Below are 17,580 nucleotides of genomic sequence, written 5' to 3'. Positions count from 1 at the left end.
ACGATGCCCAATTATTCGCAACGTTGGAACATTCTTAAGTCGCTTTTAACTGGATATAACAGAGGCCATCATGCCCAGAAGGCTCGTTCATTCGACGAACATGCGAGAGCAAGGGCACGTGCACTATTTTTATCGCGCGCAAAACTCGCAACTCTCCCGCTGGACCGTGCGACGGTAGAAAGGCTAGTCTCTGGCCAAGAAGCTTGGCCGAGCAAGAATGGCTTGCATAAGCTTGAGAAAATCAATTTACCTGAGAGCTTCCTCGAAGACCTCGGATTGATCGCCTTTTATGGCAATTGGTGCAGCGTCTGTTTAACGCGCACGCCCAGCGAAGAGAAGACCGATTCAAGCCTCCGCCCTGTAATTCAAGCGCTTGAGCGCCTGAAAGACATCCTCTACGGGCGGAATGATTTTATTAGTCCTTATTTCGCAGGACCGTCTGATGAGATCGAAGCCACTTTGTCCGACGAGTTTGGCGAGGGCGCAGTGGCTCGGCTTCTTCCAGATATAACTGAAATAGATGGCGAATTCAGGCTTTTCGCTTGGACAACGAATGATAAATCGTTGGTTAGTACGTATCTATGGAAGGAGTTGCGTCTGCACGTAGATATCGAAGAAGCGTTCAACCGATGGATTATGTGCCAACGGGTATACGGCGGAACCGCAGTGCCAGTCGAATTTGACGTCCAGGAGCTAGAGGAGAGCAAGGGGTTCAATAGCCTCATGCTAAAGCAGCTGGCCGATGATGTATCCCTAAGCAAAAGCTCGACTGTTTTGCTTAGGCAAATCATCAACTCCGAGCGCTTCTCATCCCTTGCCGCGCCCGTCATGATGAAGCGGCAGATTGACATTTCCCACGACGATAACTCTCGATCAAACCACCCTGAGTGCGAAGAATTACCCAAGCCTACTCTAGAAACGCTCGAGCGATCGTACCCGAATGCCTCACTGGATGACTTGGACGAATTGCAGTTCGCGGCCACACTTTCAAAGTATGCGCACTCCGGCCACATGCATTTTTTCTATTCATGGGCCGTTTTCAGCTGCATTGATGCAAGCATTTTTGTCGATAGCCAAACCCTATCCTCGACGGGCTTCACTGAGGCACTTCTGGATCTCTCGAAATCCAGGCCAGCACTCAAATACCTACTGTTTAACGATTTTCCATTTTACTCTCGCACTTCATTTAACCTACTTCTGCTATCGCTGCAGGGTTGGTGCGACTATGGCTTGCAGCATCTATCTGCTCGACAGATATTTCCCTGGCATCGTGATGGCGATGCTTCGGCACATCATTTCGGCAAGGGCTATCAAACCCTGATACGCGACGAGTACATGCGAACGATCGGCGACGATGATTCGGATGGGCTTAGGCTTGTTCGAGTCGCAGAATATCTAGGCGAGCGCTGCAATTTCACCGCAGCCAATTTCGCTGGTACGTTCGAATACGAGTTCTTGGTAACGTTTCTAGACGGCCTTTCGGGGAAACAGTTGCTACGCCTTGGTGATGCCCTCTCTAAACATTTAAGCGCTCGCAAGGATGAGCCACTCCCCTCGCGAGCGAGCTTTCATCTCTATTTTCTTGGCTTCTGGGTACTCGAGCATCTAAATGCCGCCGTCGCCGAGTCGACAAACATCGCCTATGACACCCTTTGTGACCAACTTTTTGACTACTACCGCGAAGCATTTATGCGGGGAGTCAAAGGCGAAAACACAGGCCTTCAGGCGTCAGCATTCTTTCTAACCCTCCCATGGCATCGATTAGCGATCAATAACGTCTCGCGAATGATGGCGCTAACCAATGACAGTGCAAATTTGGCCGCGAGCGTTCTATACGCGCAAGAACATCCACTCAACTCATCTTCAGCTATTCAGCAACACATGCAGGTATTAATGCTCATTGGCACTCCCGAACGACTACCTGGAACTTGGGCCCGCTTCGGGCGTCGCTCCTTGGAGCTGGTACTAAATATTGGTTTCGGCGACCGCGGCTTGGGTATATTTTTGTTCGACACCTACTTCGGCGCGGAAAAGTACGACCTCTGGTCCCAATTCTGCTCCTACATAAACGGACTTCCGGATGAGATGTATGACGACTTCTTCGACCGCTGTGTCCCGAACGTTCCCCTAGCTCAGCTCTTTGCATTGCGTGAGAAAACAACCGTACTGGTGCGAGCGGATCGGTTGCAGAAGGTTATTGAGGCGCGCCAATTCAGTGATATCGCTGATTTGGGATTGATCGATTTGGAAAAGGCATTTGTTGCTGCGTGCAACGCGGGAGATACACCGCTTGCCACAAGCGTGCTTTCCAGAGCCCAAAACCTACTTGCTGGTGACCCCTTCGCATCAAGCAAAAATCAGCACGTAACGCATTTGCACAAAACATGGCTCACCTTTGGCTATAAATGGGATCTTATGTTGCTTTTCGAGAAGCATAAGGCTGACGCTGAGCTATTTGAGAAAGAGACGCTGCAGAAACCAATTCCCCATGCTCATGGCAATCCTCACTCGGTCGATTTTCGGTACTGGCGCGATTGCGAAAACTTCCGGCGCTATATCATTGCTGCAGCATATCGCGAGACGGATCCAAAGCGATGCGTTCTGATCATGGAATCGCTTGTTGAAGAAACCAAGGACCGCAACTACAGTTTCTTGTTGTTTACAAGTAGGCTGGCGTGTCTATCCGGCAGCCAAAATCCGAATGGCTTAAAGCACGCGCTGGCGGCATTTCTAGATAGCTTAAGAGCCATTGCCGTTGAGGATATTCCCAACGCATTCGTCGCATCCGTTATGAATGTCTACAAAGAGCTTGACGACCTAACAGAGATGGACGCGTTCTGGTCAAAACTGAGCACTGATCAGCGCAACAGAATTGAGATCTTGCGCCCTTATTGCGAAACGCTCATTAAACACGAAAATCCGAGCGCCGCGACAAAAATTATCAAGAATTACCGCTCACATAATCATCAGTCATCGGAAGGACTTGAGCTCGATGAGCTCATGCGGCTTTTAAGTCAAGCAACGTCAAACGATATGACGATGCGAGACATGGCAAAGATGGTTACTGAGAGCCTTCATCGCACGACTCTCCAGCTTGCCAGGCACTACAAGGAAATCTCTGGCAAGCAGTTCGATGACTATGTCGCCATAGTTAGAGAAGGCAAAACCCCCACTGAATTTCTTTATGAAATTACGCATGAAGTCGCACGGGAACTGCTTCTACGGAAGACAAATCTGCAGATTCTCGTCAAGGACAAGGATGGCTCAACAAATTTAAGGATTGCAGATGAGGACTTGATCAATGATTGGTTCGTCTCGCTTTTCGAAAAGCGGATGGCAGAGGCCCACATAGCACTGCGAGACCAAAAGCGCACAGGAAAGTCTGAGAGTGGGCTCCAGCCAGGTCAAGTCGATGGCTACATTACGGACCAATGGAGCAGACGAATCGCAATGTTTGAGGCGTTTCGCCTCTTCAATGTCGATACCACGATAATTCTAAAGCATCTCAATAAGATTGCCGGCTATGACCAAGAATGCGTCAGTCCTGTCTTTATAGTTGCCTACTGCCAGGTACCGAAGTTCGAGAGGCTGACAGAGGGATATCGCGCGTATATATCTCAACAAGACTATTCCGGCTTCGCTATGGACGCCGCGGGAAAAACGATCGAAGTGCTAGAGAACACCGGAAATCTTTGGGTCGGGCGGGAGTGCCGTTGGCGTGGCACGGTCGAAGTGACGTTCTATCATTTGCTGATTAACCTGAGTCCGTGAAAGCGGAAGGCCATCGCAAATGGAAAGGTTGCTTATTACGCACTTGGGGGTTGAACGCTTGTCGTCGGTCAGGCCCAACACTTCGGGCACCAAGCTTTGCCGCCCGCCGATTGCTGTGACCCCGTCCTCGCATCCTCCCAGCATAAACAGAACTTAAACGATGCTGATGCCAGGCTCGCATTACAATCGAGCCTGGAATGTCGCTTTTAAGTTGCGCAAATTGAGCTTAACTGTTCTTCCAAGGCAGAAGACTCAAGTCGCATAGCGAATCTCCGCTATGTCACCAAAATCGCCCTGTAATTGAGCTGTCAAATAGTGTTTCGGTTGTCTTTATCATGCCCTGGGAATTGGCGCAACCGCTGGCGCGCGAACTGGGCATAGCGTGCAGGCACGACGTGCTACAGCGCTTGCGACATACCGACGCGCAAACCGGGCTCGATGCGGTTCAGCGCAGGCGCAACGTGCGCAACGCTTTCGCCGTGCGAGAGGGTGTTGCGCTGCCCGATCACGTTGCGGTGCTCGACGATGTATTCACCACCGGCACGACGCTTGCCGAATGTGCGCGCGTGCTCAAGAAGGCAGGCGCCTCGCGCGTAGACGTATGGGCGCTGGCACGCGCGCCGATGTCAGGGCGCTGAAATCCGATAGTCAGGTAAATCTGACATCAACTTCCGAAGATATGGCCGACCTCTTGAAGGCGATGACGTACTTCCAGTGTAGGGAGTAACTATTTTGGGGTAAGCGCCGGCGAAACGCCGGTTTGTCGCCCGAACTTTTCGCTATGTTCGATTCACGAGCATGCGTAAAGGTATGGACGATTTGTACGCCAAGGAAGAACAACGGGCTCCGATTTTCCCGGAATGGACGCGCTGGTTGGCGCTGGCGGGCATCGCCGCGTTGTCGCCGGCGGCGATGGCGCAAGACCGGCCGCTCACCCTCGACGAGCAACAGCAGCGCGAGCGCACGCAACGCCAAGCGCAAGAGCGCGTGGCACGTGATCGCACGCCGGATGTGCGCCTGCATCGCCAGGTGGCGACCGATTTCCGCCACCTCGATCTGCCTGAGGAAGCCGGCTGCATTCCGCTACGCAGTATTCGCCTGATCGGCGAACGCGCCGCCGATTTCTGGTTCGTGCAGCGCTATCTCAGCCGATACGCCGGTCGCTGCGTCGGGCACGAAGGCGTCAGCCTGATCGTGCGCCGTGCCGGCGACCTGATCATCGATCGCGGCTATGTCACCACGCGCGTGGGCCTGCAAGAGCAAGACATCTCCACCGGCGTGCTCACCGTCAACCTGGCGCCCGGCATCATTCACGCCATCCGCGGTGCAGATGGCTCGCCACCGTCAGGCTGGCGTTCGGCCCTGCCGATGCGCGCAGGCGATCTGCTCAACCTGCGAGACATCGAGCAGGGCCTGGAACAGATGCGTCGCGTTTCGTCGCAGGACGTAGCGATCGATATTGCACCAGCGCAAGCGAACGGCCAGTCCGATCTGATCATTACCGTGAGACGCAGCAAGCCTTGGCACGTCGTGGCCACCCTCGACGATTCCGGTGCCGCAGCCACAGGCCTGTATCAGGCGGGCCTCACGCTGGGCATCGACAATCCCCTGCGCGCCAGCGATGTGCTTTCGTTGGGCGCTACGCATGGCGTGCTCAACGGCGTCGGGCGCGGAACGCAGGGCTTCAACGGCAATTACTCCCTTCCGCACGGCAACTGGTTGTTTACCGCCAGCGCGTACGGTTACCGGTATCACCAGACCGTCGCCGGGTCCGCGCAAACCTTCACCAGCAGCGGTACGTCCAGATCCGTCGATCTGGCGGCACAGCGGCTGCTCCATCGCGATCATCACAGCAAAACCACTGCCGAGTTGCGTGTGGGGAAACGCTGGGCGCACAGCTACATCGAAGACGTGGAACTGGATTCGCAACGGCGCGACATGAGCATGCTGGAGGCGGCCATCGCCCATCGCCATTATCTTGGCAACACGCAGATCGATCTGCGTGTTGCCGAACGCTTTGGCGTGCCGTGGTTCGGCGGCCAGCACGATCCGGCGGACCGACAACACGACGATCCCACTTTCCGCTATCGCCTCACCACGCTCGATGCATCGTTCAATCTGCCCTTCGTCTTGGGCGGCCGGCCGGTGCAATGGAGCAGCGAGTTCCACGGCCAGTACAGCAGCGATCACCTCTACGGCTCCGAATACATCAGTGTCGGCGGTCGCTACACAGTGCGTGGTTTTGACGGCGACCAGACGCTTGCCGCCGCGAAGGGCTGGTACTGGCGCAACACCTTGTCGTGGCCGATGGGCAGCTGGCCCACGGTGCTTTATGCGGGCATCGACACCGGTCGCGTGAGCGGCCCCGGTACCGAATACATCCCCGGCAACACCGCACTGAGCGGCGGCTTTTTCGGCTTGCGCGGTACCTATCGCCAACTGAGTTGGGACGCTTTTGTCGGCAAGGCGGTGCATGGCCGCGATCTGTTGCCCAACACACGAACGGCGAGCGGCTTCCAGCTCGTTTACTCCCTCTGACAGCCATGCGACACGTCATTTCATCAAGGACGACCATCATGAGTACCCGCAAGCAAACGTACGCTTCTGCAAGATCGCTCTCTCGCCGGACCCTGAGCGCAGCCGTGTTGTCGGCCTTGCTGACGGCTCCATTGCTTGCGGCTGCTCAAGTCACGCCCGATCCCCATGCCGCCACTCATCGCCCCGGCACGAGTGCAGCCGGCAATGGCGTGCCGGTGGTGAACATCGTGGCGCCGTCCGCCGCCGGCGTGTCGCACAACCAGTACCGGCAATTCAACGTCGACCGGCAGGGTCTGATTCTGAATAACGATGCAGGCGTGTCGACGACGCAGCTTGGCGGCTATGTCACCGGCAACCCTAATTATCAGGCGGGGCAGTCGGCGAGGGTGATCGTCAACGAAGTCACTTCGACCAACCCGACCTATCTGCGTGGCTATACGGAAGTGGCAGGCCACGCTGCCGACGTGATCATCGCCAATCCCAATGGCATTGCGGTCAACGGCGCGGGTTTTATCAACACGAATCGGGCCACCTTGACCACGGGGTTGCCCACCTTCGGCGCGGATGGCTCGCTCAGTGGCCTGCACGTCACCGGCGGCAGTGTCGCTATCGAGGGCGATGGCCTGGATGCCTCGAACATCGATCGCCTGGATCTGATTTCGCGCAACCTTACTGTCAACGGCAAGGTGTGGGGCAACCACCTCAACGTCGTCGCCGGCGCCAACCAGGTCAGCTACGCCGACCTTTCCGCACAAACTCTGGCAGGTGAGGGCGACACGCCGGCGCTGAGCATCGACGTCGCCGCCCTGGGTGGCATGTACGCCAATACGGTGCACCTGATCGCCACCGAGGCTGGCGTCGGTGTGCGCAATGCCGGGCAACTGGCGTCGCAGAGCGGCGATTTCACGCTGGATGCTGCCGGCCACATCGAGTTGACCGGCGTCACCTCATCCGCGGGCCAGTTCGTTATCCACGGCGCATCGCTCGGCCAACGTGGCACGCTGCAATCCGGCGGTTCGATGCAGGTGCTGACCAGTGGAAATGTCGACAACAGCGGCACGCTCTTCAGTGGCGATGGTCTGCTGCTCCAGGCCGGTTCACTGAACAACCGCGGCGCGCTGCAGTCCACGACCGACATGGCGCTGCAAAGCGCAGGCGACGCCGCCAATACCGGTACCGTCTACAGCGGTGGCCGTCTCACGTTCGATGTGGGTGGAACGCTGAGCAACGCCAATGTCCTGGCGGCCGCCTACGACACAAGCCTGCGTGCGCAGCAACTCGCGTCCAGCGGCACGCTGGCGGCGGGCCTTGCGGGCGACGGCAGCCTGCAGGGTGGCGCCACGCTCGATGTGGTCACGACCGATCGTCTCGCCGCCAACGGCCGTAATCTCGCCTCGGGCGGCATCAGCCTGCTCGGCAGTGCGTTGGACCTGTCGCATGCGCAGACCCAGGCCGGCGGCAACATCGCGCTGACCAGCACGGCAGGCGATATCGATCACACCGACGCCGACCTGGCGACAGCCGCTGCATTGGCGATACGCGCGGCGGGAACCCTCGACAACAGCCATGCGACCATGCAAGCCAGCCAGCTCGACGCGCAGGCTGCCGCGTGGCGCAATGCCTATGGCACCGTGCAGATTGGCGGGCCTGCGCAGGTACAGATCGGCGGCCTGCTCGACAACACCCACGGCAACTGGATCAGTGCCGGCGATGCGGCGTTGCGCGCGGGTTCGTTGGTCAATGGCGGCACGATGTACAGCGGGGGTGACTTCGGGCTCGCCGTTACCGGTGCGTTGACCAACGCTGGCACGCTGGCGGCGCAGGGCCATCTCGCTGCCACCGCCGGCAGCGTGCAAAGCAACGGTGTACTGGCCGCCGGCCTGCAAGGCGATGGCAGCCTCGCCGGTGCCTCGCAACTCAGCCTGTCCGCGGAAGGGTTGCTGGCAGCCACGGGCCAGAATGTGGCATCTGGCGCGCTCAGCTTCACCGGCAGCACGCTGGATCTGCACGGCGCAAACACCCGCGCCGGCGACGACATCGCCCTCGCTGCCACCCAAGGCGGCATCGACCATGCCGGCGGCGACCTGGCGACGAATGGGCGCCTCGCCGTGTCTGCCGCGCAAGCGTTGAACAATACGCAAGGGCGCCTGCAGGCCGGCAACGTCAACGTGCAGGCCGGAAGTTTCGCGAACGTCGGCGGCCAGCTGCTGCAAACCGGTACGTCGGATACCGCGCTAGCCATCGGCGGCTTGTTGGACAACACCGCCGGACTCATCGCCAGCAACGGCGGTAATGTCGCCATCCGTGCGGGTGACTTCAACAATACCGGCGCCACTATCCAACATGCCGGCAGCGGCGTGCTGCACATCGAGACGAACACGCTGGTCAACGTGGGTGGCCAGCTGCTTGGCAATGGCGATCTCATCCTTGCAAGCACCACCACGGACAACGCCGGTGGAACGTTGAGTCTCGGCGGCAACGCCACGCTCACCGGCGGCGATTTCAACAATGCGGCCGGCACCGTCGTTGCCGATCATCTGCAAATGGCGCTCGTCGGTGCGCTCGCCAACGACGAGGGTCTGTTGCAAGCCAATAGTGCAGATCTTTCTGCGCTCGCCCTGCTTAATGGCAGTGGCCGGATCAAGGCGCTCGACGGCAATCTCGATCTGACCATCGCACAGATGCTTGGTATGGGTGAGGACGGCTTTCTAGGCGGCAACCAGTCCGTCCATCTGCAAGCCGGAAGCCTTGCCAACGCCGGCCAGATCTATGCTGGCTCCGATCTGTGGTTGAACGTCCAGAACGGGGCCATCAACAGCGGCGCACTGCAGGCGCTCGGCAGCATCGATGGCAACCTAGGCGGTGCGCTGACGAACGACGGTGGCCGTCTCGAGGCTGGCAGTGGTCAAGGCGCTGCCTCGCTATCGTTGCAAGCCTCATCGGTCAGCAACCGCAACGGCCGTATCGCCAATGCCGACATCGGCGCCACCGTCATCACTGGCGGCACGTTTGACAACACCGCAGGCACGTTCGGTGGCCAGGGCGATGTTTCGCTTAATGCTGCGCAGGTGGTCAATGCAGCCGGTACGCTGGTTTCCGGCGGCAACGTCGCCATGCAAGGAAGCTATCTCAATAACCAGCGCGGCACGTTGTACGCCGCCGGCAATTTTTCCTGGGACGACGGGTCTGCGATCCTGGACAACACGGCCGGCTCCATCGGCGCCGGCGGCACGATCGCGCTCGCGCTCGATACGCTGCACAACGACGCAGGTGAGATGGCCGCCAACGGCGATGTTGTGGCACAGCTCAGTGCTTTCGATGGCGTCGGCCGCTTGCGCGCCGGCCGCGACCTGAACCTGACGCTCGCCGGCGATTACACCAACCAAGCGGGCAATACCTTATGCGCCAATCGCGATTTCATCGTCAATCTGGCTGGCGCCTTTACCAATGCCGAGGGCGCCACCCTGCAAAGCGTGGGCGCGCTCACGGTGAACGCGACGAGGTTCGACAATCAAGTCGACGCCGATATAAACAGTGCAGACACCACGCTCAACGCGGGTACGCAAGTCAACGCGGGTCGCATCGAAGGCGACACCGTCACGCTCAATGCGGGCGACATCACCAATACCGGAACGATCATCGGCAACGCGATCACCGTCAATGCCACCAACCTCACCAACGGTGCCGACCTGGGCCAGGCCACCGACAACACGCCGTATCAAACCGCGCTGATCGCCGCCGTCAACCAGCTTAACCTCTACGTCACCGGTGATCTGCTCAATCGCGATGCCATGCTCTACACGCTGGGCGACCTCGCTATCGCGGCCGATGCCAGCGGCGCACGCAATCGCTCGGTGACGAATCTCTCCGGTGATATCGAAGCCGGTGGCGATATCGCCATCGCCACGCAGCAACTCACCAATCAACGGCGCGTGTTCGATACCAGCATCTACACCCTCAGTCCCGATGAGCAGGCGCAAAACACCTATACGTACACCTTGGCACGCTATCTCTGGAACGATGCCGATGGCCAGCATCTTCCGCCCTACGTCGATGCGTCTCAGGTGATCGATGGCAGCGAATTCGCCAAGGCCAAAGGCTTTTGCGATCACTTGAATGGCAGCAATGACAACCAGCGCTGCGCTGGCTACCCCTTCGGCGTTGGTGCGCCCGATACCTTCCAGGGCGTCTACACCGCCACCCTCACCGCCATGACACGCGTCGACGATGCCAGCGCCGAAGGCCGCCTACTCGCCGGCGGCAACATCACGATCAACGGCTCCGTCCTCAACGACACATCCACCATCGCCGCCGGCAACAACCTGGTGATCAACGGGCAGGATGGCCATGCCGGGGGCGGCAACGTCGGGCACGACACCGTGCAGAACATCGCCTGGGTGCCGACCGGCACGGTGGTCACCACGATCGACGAACAATCGGCCACGCAGAAGCTGGTCGAAGATCCGCATCGCGAATGGATCGACGGCCCGTGGATGAGCTATGGCAGCCAGACGCTCACCGACACCGTTCCGCTTGGTAGCGGGCAGATCCCTGATTGGATCAGGCAGGCCGTCGGGCCCGGTGTCGATGCGCGCATGAGCGCGGGCAACGCTGTCGACATCAGCGCCCAGAATATCGACAACACCGTTGTGGGTGCCGATGGCAAGCCGGTCAGCGGTGTCGGCCTGGGCAGCAACGGCCAGGGCCAAAACGTGGTTGGCCAAGGTGGTGGCGGTGCCGATCACGTCGGCGATCGCAGCGGCGCCATCGGTCCCTTGCCCGGCGCGCAAATCATCGGCACGCCGGGCCAGCCGCTACCCGTGCAACTCCCCAGCAACGGCCTCTACACCGTCAAGCCCGGCAGCGGCAGCCCCTACCTCGTGGAGACCGATCCGCGCTTCGCCACCATGAGCGGCTTCCTTGGCAGCGACTACCTGCTCAACCAGTTGGGCCTGCAAGGCGATCTCACCCTGAAACGCCTGGGTGATGCCTTCTACGAAACCCAACTGGTGATGGAGCAGATCACCGGCCTCACCGGCAAGCGTTACCTCGATGGCGACACTGACGCGTTGGAGCAATACAAAGCGCTGATGGATGCCGGCACGCAGGAGGCCAAGCAGTTCAACCTCGCCGTCGGCGTGGCGCTCACCCCCGAACAAATGGCCAGCCTGACCCAGGACATGGTGTGGCTGGTCAACGAAACCGTAAACGGCGAACACGTGCTGGTGCCGGTGGTGTATCTCAGTCAGCAGACCGCCAACAACGTCGCCAGCGGCGCCGTCATCCAGGGCGCCACAGTGAGCTTGAATGCAACGAACCAGCTCACCAATACCGGCACGCTGCAATCGGCAGGCGACGCCACCATCAAGGCAGGCAGTCTGCTCAACGCGGGCAGCCTCGGTGCCGGCGGCAACCTGAGCGTCCAGGCCGCACAGGACCTGCTCAACACCGGCGCCATCCACGGCGGCAATGTCAGCCTGGCGGCCGGCAATGACTTGCTCAGCGCTGCCACGCTGGGTTCCGTATCGCTTGGCACTGTCAATCTGGGTGGTGTAAGCGCGCCGAATCTTGGCCTGCCCACCGGCGGCCAGGTCATCGCGACAGGCAACCTCACCGCGCAAGCCGGCAACAACCTGACGCTCGATCACGCCAACGTCAGCGCCGGCCAAAACCTCGGTCTCGCCGCCGGCAACAATGTGACCGCTACGGCCAGCACGATCCAGGCTGGCGGCGTCGCGCAACTCATCGCCGGCAACGACCTGAATCTCAATGCCCAAGGCAGCACCCAGCGCCAGGGCACGCAGATGAATGGCGTAGAGACCACCACATACACCGCCACCACCCTCCAGGCTGGCGGCAGCGCGGTGCTGGCTGCGGGTCACGACCTCCATAGTCAGGCCAGCCACGTGCAAGCTGGCGACCAGCTCAGTCTCAGCGCTGGCCACGACGTGAATCTCACCACCGTCACCGGCAACACCACGCAGGCCAAACAAGCTTTCCAGGGCAACACCCTGGTCGGCACCCGGCAAACCGATCAAAGCCTGCAAGGCAACACGCTTGGCGGCACGAATGGCGTTGCCATCAGCGCCGGACACGATCTCAACGCAACCGCCGGTGTGATCAGCAGCGAACAAGGAGACGTCACTCTTGCCGCTGGTAACAATGTAAATCTCAACGCCGGCCAGGAAACGCACAGCACGGTGCAAAACACCCGCACCAGCAAATCAGGTTTCCTCAGCAACTCCAGCACCGTCACCCACGACGCCAGCAGCGACACCTACGCCATCGGCACGCAAATCGGCGCCAACAACATCAGCGTCGCCGCCGGTAACGATCTCAGCGCCCAGGCCGCCTACCTCAACGCCAACAACGCGCTCACCCTCGCCGCCGGCCACGACATCAACCTCGCCGACGCCCAGGACCAACACATCGAGCAGCACGACACCGAAACCAAAAGCTTCAGCTTCTTCAGCACCAGCACCAAACGCTTCGGCTCGGTCGACCCCGAATGGCGCAGCAACAGCAGCCACGCCCAGATCAACCAAAGCACCAGCGTCGGCAACGTGTTGAGCGGCGACAGCGTCACCGTGGCTGCAGGCAACAACCTCACCGCCACCAACGCACAGATCGTCGCTACGAATGACGTCGTCCTCGCCGCCGGCAACAACCTCACCCTCAACGCCGGCCAGAACACCTACGACCAGACCCAAAGCACCAGCACCAGCCACACCGGCCTGATGAACAACGGCGGCCTGAGCGTCCTGATCGGCAACCGCAGCACCGACGACACCTACCACGAACACGACGTCACCTACACCGGCAGCACCGTCGGCAGCCTCAACGGCAACGTCACCCTCAGCGCCGGCAACGACGTCCACATCACCGGCAGCGACGTACTCAGCCACACCGGCACCGCCATCGTCGGCAACAACGTCACCATCGATGCCGCGGTGGGAAGCAGCGACATCACCGAGACGCACAAGGTGAGCCAGGCGGGGATCAATGTGGGTATCGGTGGTGCAGCCGCCGGTATGGCCAGTGCCGCCTACAACGGTGCTCGGAGCAGCATCGATGCGGCGCATGACGATGGTCGTCTGGCCGCTCTGTATGCCGTCAGGTCCTACTACGAAGGCAGCAAGGCCTTCGATGCAGTCAATGGTGGGTTGAGCAAAGACGGCATTGATGGCGGCATTAACCTCCAGGTGGGCATTGGCGGCAGCAGCGCCAGCAGCACGACCACGGCGCATGATGAAACGGCTTACGGCAGCCGCATTGTTAGCGGTGGCAATGTCACCGTTGCGGCCACTGGTGGCGATCTAAATGTGGTGGGTAGCCAGATAGCCGGACAAGATGTCTCGCTGGCCGCAGCCAACAATCTCAACGTACTCAGTCAACAAGAAAACCACAGCCTGCAAAGCAACAGCCACAACGTGAGCGCGGGTGTGGGAGTAGAGATCGGCACCAGTGGCTTCGGCATCTACGTCCAGGCCGCGGGCGGCCAGGCCAAGGAACACGGCAACGGCATCACCCATGCCGATACCACCGTAGATGCCAAAGGCACGCTCGCCCTGGTTAGCGGTAACGATGCAACGATCAAGGGTGCCCAGCTCACCGGAAACCAGGTCACTGGCGCCATCGGCAACAACTTCGCGATACAGAGCGAACAGGACACCAACGACTACGCCAGTCAGCAATGGCAGGCTGGAGGCAAGGCGGTCATCGGCGCGGGTGGCGGTGGCGGCTTCAGTTATAGCCAAAGCAAGATCGACAACCACTACGCCAGTGTCACGAGCATCAGCGGTATTCAGGCGGGCGACGGTGGCTTCAACCTGTCCGTCGGTGGCAATACGAACCTGATTGGCGGGGTTATCGCCAGCACGGCGGATGCTAGCAAGAATCTGCTAGACACCGGCTCGTTGTCATTCAGCGATATCGAGAACAAGGCAAGCTACAGCGCCAAACAGATCAGTTTGGGTGGAAGCTACAGCAGCGCAAAGGGTAACAACGGGGGCAGCCATTTCGCGCCCGTTCTATCGCCGACGCAATCCAATAGCAGGCAAAGTACAACCAAGGCAGGTGTCGCCCAGGGCCTCATCCTTACGCGCGACGGCGACACCGACCTCGCAGGGTTGGATCGCCAGCCGACGTTGAGCGACGAAGCATTGAAGCCATTCGATCTAGACAAGATCCAGAACGATCAAGCCTTTGTGGGCGGATTGAGCAGCTTTGCCTCCGAGATCATCGACGATTACTACAGCGCCAAACTGGCCGAACAACAAGCGCAAATCGACGCCAAGAAGGCTGAGGCGGACGAAGCCAGTCGGTTAGGTGATACGGCGAAGGCCAGCGAAATCTATCAACAGGTCGCGCAAATGCGCGACGACCGCGATAGCGGCCATGCTCAGGCGATAGCCAAGAGCATCAGTGCTTTAGCCATCAGTGCGTTGGGCGGCAACATCAGCTTGAGTTCGGGGCTGAGCTATACCGCGCTTAGCGGCAGTGTTGGTTACACGCAGGAAGAGGCAGGAAAGGCTATGCGTGGTCACCACGAAACTCTGGCGATGAAGGTGACTTGCAAAATGACGGCACAGGTATGCGCAAATCTCCGAATCCCTGATGGATTATCGAGCGACCAGCGCATTCAGTATCTGCGCGATAACGGCATGGAGATTACGTTCGTTGATCAAATTCCTGAAGGGGCGCGAAACATCACCATCAACGGAATCCTCAACGACGAAGCTCGTGCAGATCACGTGGAAATTGGGCACGTTTCACAGGAAAATGATGGAGCTAACAACGTAACTTATTACGTTCAATATAACGCGTCAAAGGGTGGCGCTTCGGATCTGATGCAGGCCGGCTATGACAAATTTGTCTCGCCGATCAATGGGGATTATTCCGCCACCACTTTGGCTGTGGTCGATGCGGTGAGGCGTCAAGGTGATGGTGCTGAGGTGAGTCTTTATGCCCATAGCTGGGGAAGCATCGTTACGCGCAATGTACTAAATATTCTCGCAGGGGATGGTTATGCCAATTCGAGCCTGACGACAGGTGTGTTTGGTGCTGCAGTGAGGCCTGGCGGGTTGACGAGTTCGATGGTCAAGATTGCAGGGCACGATAGAGTATTCTTGTCAGATGAGGACAAGAAGAAAGGCGTGAAGCCAGCTCTCTTGTATCTCACGAGTCCCAAAGATCCAGTGGCCGCATTCGTGGGTGGCACATTGTTTCCTCCTTATACCTACCTCGATAGCAATTCACCGCAGCATTTGCCAGGCGCATCACCTGGTCAGCTATGGGGTGCATTGGCCGGCATAGGATCGGTATTTGAAGGGGCGATCAATCCGCACAGTTGCTATGGGCTCAATTGTGCTGGGACGGACTACAACTGGAGCCTCGAGAAAGCAGAGCTTTGGCACAAAAAAACGCCGGGGGGCAGTGAGTGATGAAATCATTGCTTGCCGGCCTACTCGCATTGGCGCTTTCCTCGTGCACGAACGAACAGTTATATCGCGTCATTGGATCGCCAGATCCTCAGGGGCTGCCAGTGAGATATCCACTGGACTTTCCGATTTGCCAGTCGATACCTGGTGTAGACGCAGGTGAGATTGTTGTTCCTTTGCGGCTTCGTATTTATGGTGCGGGATTGCCAGACCCCATGCAGGTTATGTCGTTGCGAAAGCGCGATCCGCGTGCGAATGGTTGCTCCCTTAATCCGTCGAAGCCATCCCGTCCAGCTATGACACTGACGGATAGCTTCAATGCAGATCCGCAGGGTATCCACGGCTGGATGACTTTGGATATGTCAGGAAATGGCTATTTCGCATCATCGGCCTATAAGAACCAATTGCTCAACGCCAAAGATATGAAGGAGGAGGAAGAAAAGGCGCAATTGGATGCGTCTAATAATAAGGAGATCTTTACGAAATTCGGCCACTCCTACGCGGATGTCGTCAGGCAGAGTGAGGTCATTACCATCAATGGCCTGGTTTGGAATCACCGTCTTTTGGCAATGTATAAAGTAACGAATCCTTCTCGGCCCACGCAGGGCGAGCTTATCGAATGGAAGGAAGTCTACGAGCACGTCATCGACGAAGCCCACATACTTCGACGCCAAGCGCATTACGATGCGATGATCGTGGCTGATCCTGAATGGATAGCTGCGCGTCGCAATTTGCTCCTTAGATTGGTGCAGGCTGTCCACATCGAGCCTATGACGCAAGATGAAGTTGATGCTTCGGTCGCCCAATATCGGCAACAGGTCGAGCAGGACAAGAAAGATTGGAAGCGCAAGCATTGACGCATCCGTATGACATGTCTGCTCGCGTCTGTGGCGTTCGGGTGCTATCCAAAACCGGATCACTAGCGGAAATCATTTTGGCGTCGCGCGGTGGTTCGGCAGCCACGGGCGGAACGACAAATCTGGTATCTCAGCTCGTTCAGAATGGTGGCCACTTTGGCCAAGTTAACTACATTGATGTGGGAGCTGCAGTGACTGGTGGCTATCTTGGCTATGGCGGCGGTGCGGTCTGGAATGGTCTTGTTGGCACGGGTGTTGGTATGGCGCAAACAGAGGCGAATAACCTGTACTACGGAAAAAACGACAGCATCCTACTGGGAGGCATTGCGAATGGCGCGGCAACGGCGATCGGGTTTAAGTTAGGTGATGCCATCGGCAGCAGGCCAGTCACCGGGCCGTTTACATCGCTAAAACCGATTGTCTGGGTAGGTGTCATCGGAAATGGAGCGTCAGAATTTATCAATTGGTCTATTAGTAATATGAGTAATGATGATCAAGAAAGTGGAGTGAGTGATAAGTGAGGCGAATATTCTTCGCTCTGCGATCTGGGGCAATTGCTTTCGTTGCGGTCGCGTTGATTGTGATTGCCTTTTCTTATGTCGAATGCCTCCTTAAGGGAATTCCGTACATATTTGATATTGCGTTACATGGTGGATTGATGGGTGGAATGGTTGTCGGTTGCCTTATTGCGATACTGGAGCTCGTCGCGAGGTCTAATTCCAGTTCTTCGCGATAAGTGAGCTTGTCACCAATCGTGACCGGGTTTGACCGCTTCGATAGCCCTCAGGTGCGGCGATATCTTGAGAGGGGCCGATTTGGTTGGAGCTGGTGTGAATGCGGGCTTGGGGTGGCCTCAAAGTCCGGAGCGCGAAATAAAGGCCCATGATGTCGTTGTCGGCGGAATTACAGCGGCCTCACAAAGAAATGGCTAGATACATTGTAAAAGGAGCGGTGTTTTGTGCTGCAGCTATGAC

5 protein-coding genes and 1 pseudogene are annotated in these 17,580 nt (G+C 58.2%); all 6 read left to right on the top strand.

Annotation, left to right across the window (positions count from 1 at the left end; translation table 11 throughout):
- Positions 1 to 3: 3 nt before the first annotated feature.
- The 6 genes and pseudogenes from ISS99_RS07485 to ISS99_RS07460 all read left to right on the top strand — a co-directional run bounded on the left by ISS99_RS07485 (position 4) and on the right by ISS99_RS07460 (position 17,127).
- Positions 4 to 3,771, top strand: coding sequence for a hypothetical protein (locus ISS99_RS07485; protein WP_204630969.1), 3,768 nt, complete (start codon positions 4 to 6; stop codon positions 3,769 to 3,771).
- Between the two features lie 344 nt (positions 3,772 to 4,115).
- Positions 4,116 to 4,409: pseudogene (locus ISS99_RS07480) on the top strand (ComF family protein); the annotation flags it as partial.
- Between the two features lie 160 nt (positions 4,410 to 4,569).
- Positions 4,570 to 6,309 (top strand): ShlB/FhaC/HecB family hemolysin secretion/activation protein, encoded by a 1,740-nt coding sequence (locus tag ISS99_RS07475; protein WP_204630968.1) that lies wholly within the window; start codon positions 4,570 to 4,572, stop codon positions 6,307 to 6,309.
- Between the two features lie 38 nt (positions 6,310 to 6,347).
- Positions 6,348 to 15,752, top strand: a complete 9,405-nt coding sequence (locus tag ISS99_RS07470; RefSeq protein WP_204630967.1) for a hemagglutinin repeat-containing protein — start codon at positions 6,348 to 6,350, stop codon at positions 15,750 to 15,752.
- Complete coding sequence (locus ISS99_RS07465; protein ID WP_204630966.1) at positions 15,752 to 16,606, top strand: hypothetical protein; 855 nt, start codon at positions 15,752 to 15,754, stop codon at positions 16,604 to 16,606. Before ISS99_RS07470 ends, ISS99_RS07465 begins: the two co-directional genes overlap by 1 nt.
- On the top strand, positions 16,588 to 17,127 hold the full coding sequence (locus ISS99_RS07460) for a hypothetical protein (RefSeq protein ID WP_204630965.1): 540 nt from the start codon (positions 16,588 to 16,590) through the stop codon (positions 17,125 to 17,127). The genes ISS99_RS07465 and ISS99_RS07460 overlap by 19 nt, the downstream gene beginning before the upstream one ends.
- Positions 17,128 to 17,580 lie beyond the last annotated feature (453 nt).

It is taken from the genome of Dyella mobilis (assembly GCF_016904945.1).
Classification (GTDB): Bacteria; Pseudomonadota; Gammaproteobacteria; order Xanthomonadales; family Rhodanobacteraceae; genus Dyella_B; species Dyella_B mobilis.
This window is presented reverse-complemented; position numbering and strand designations above follow the sequence as displayed.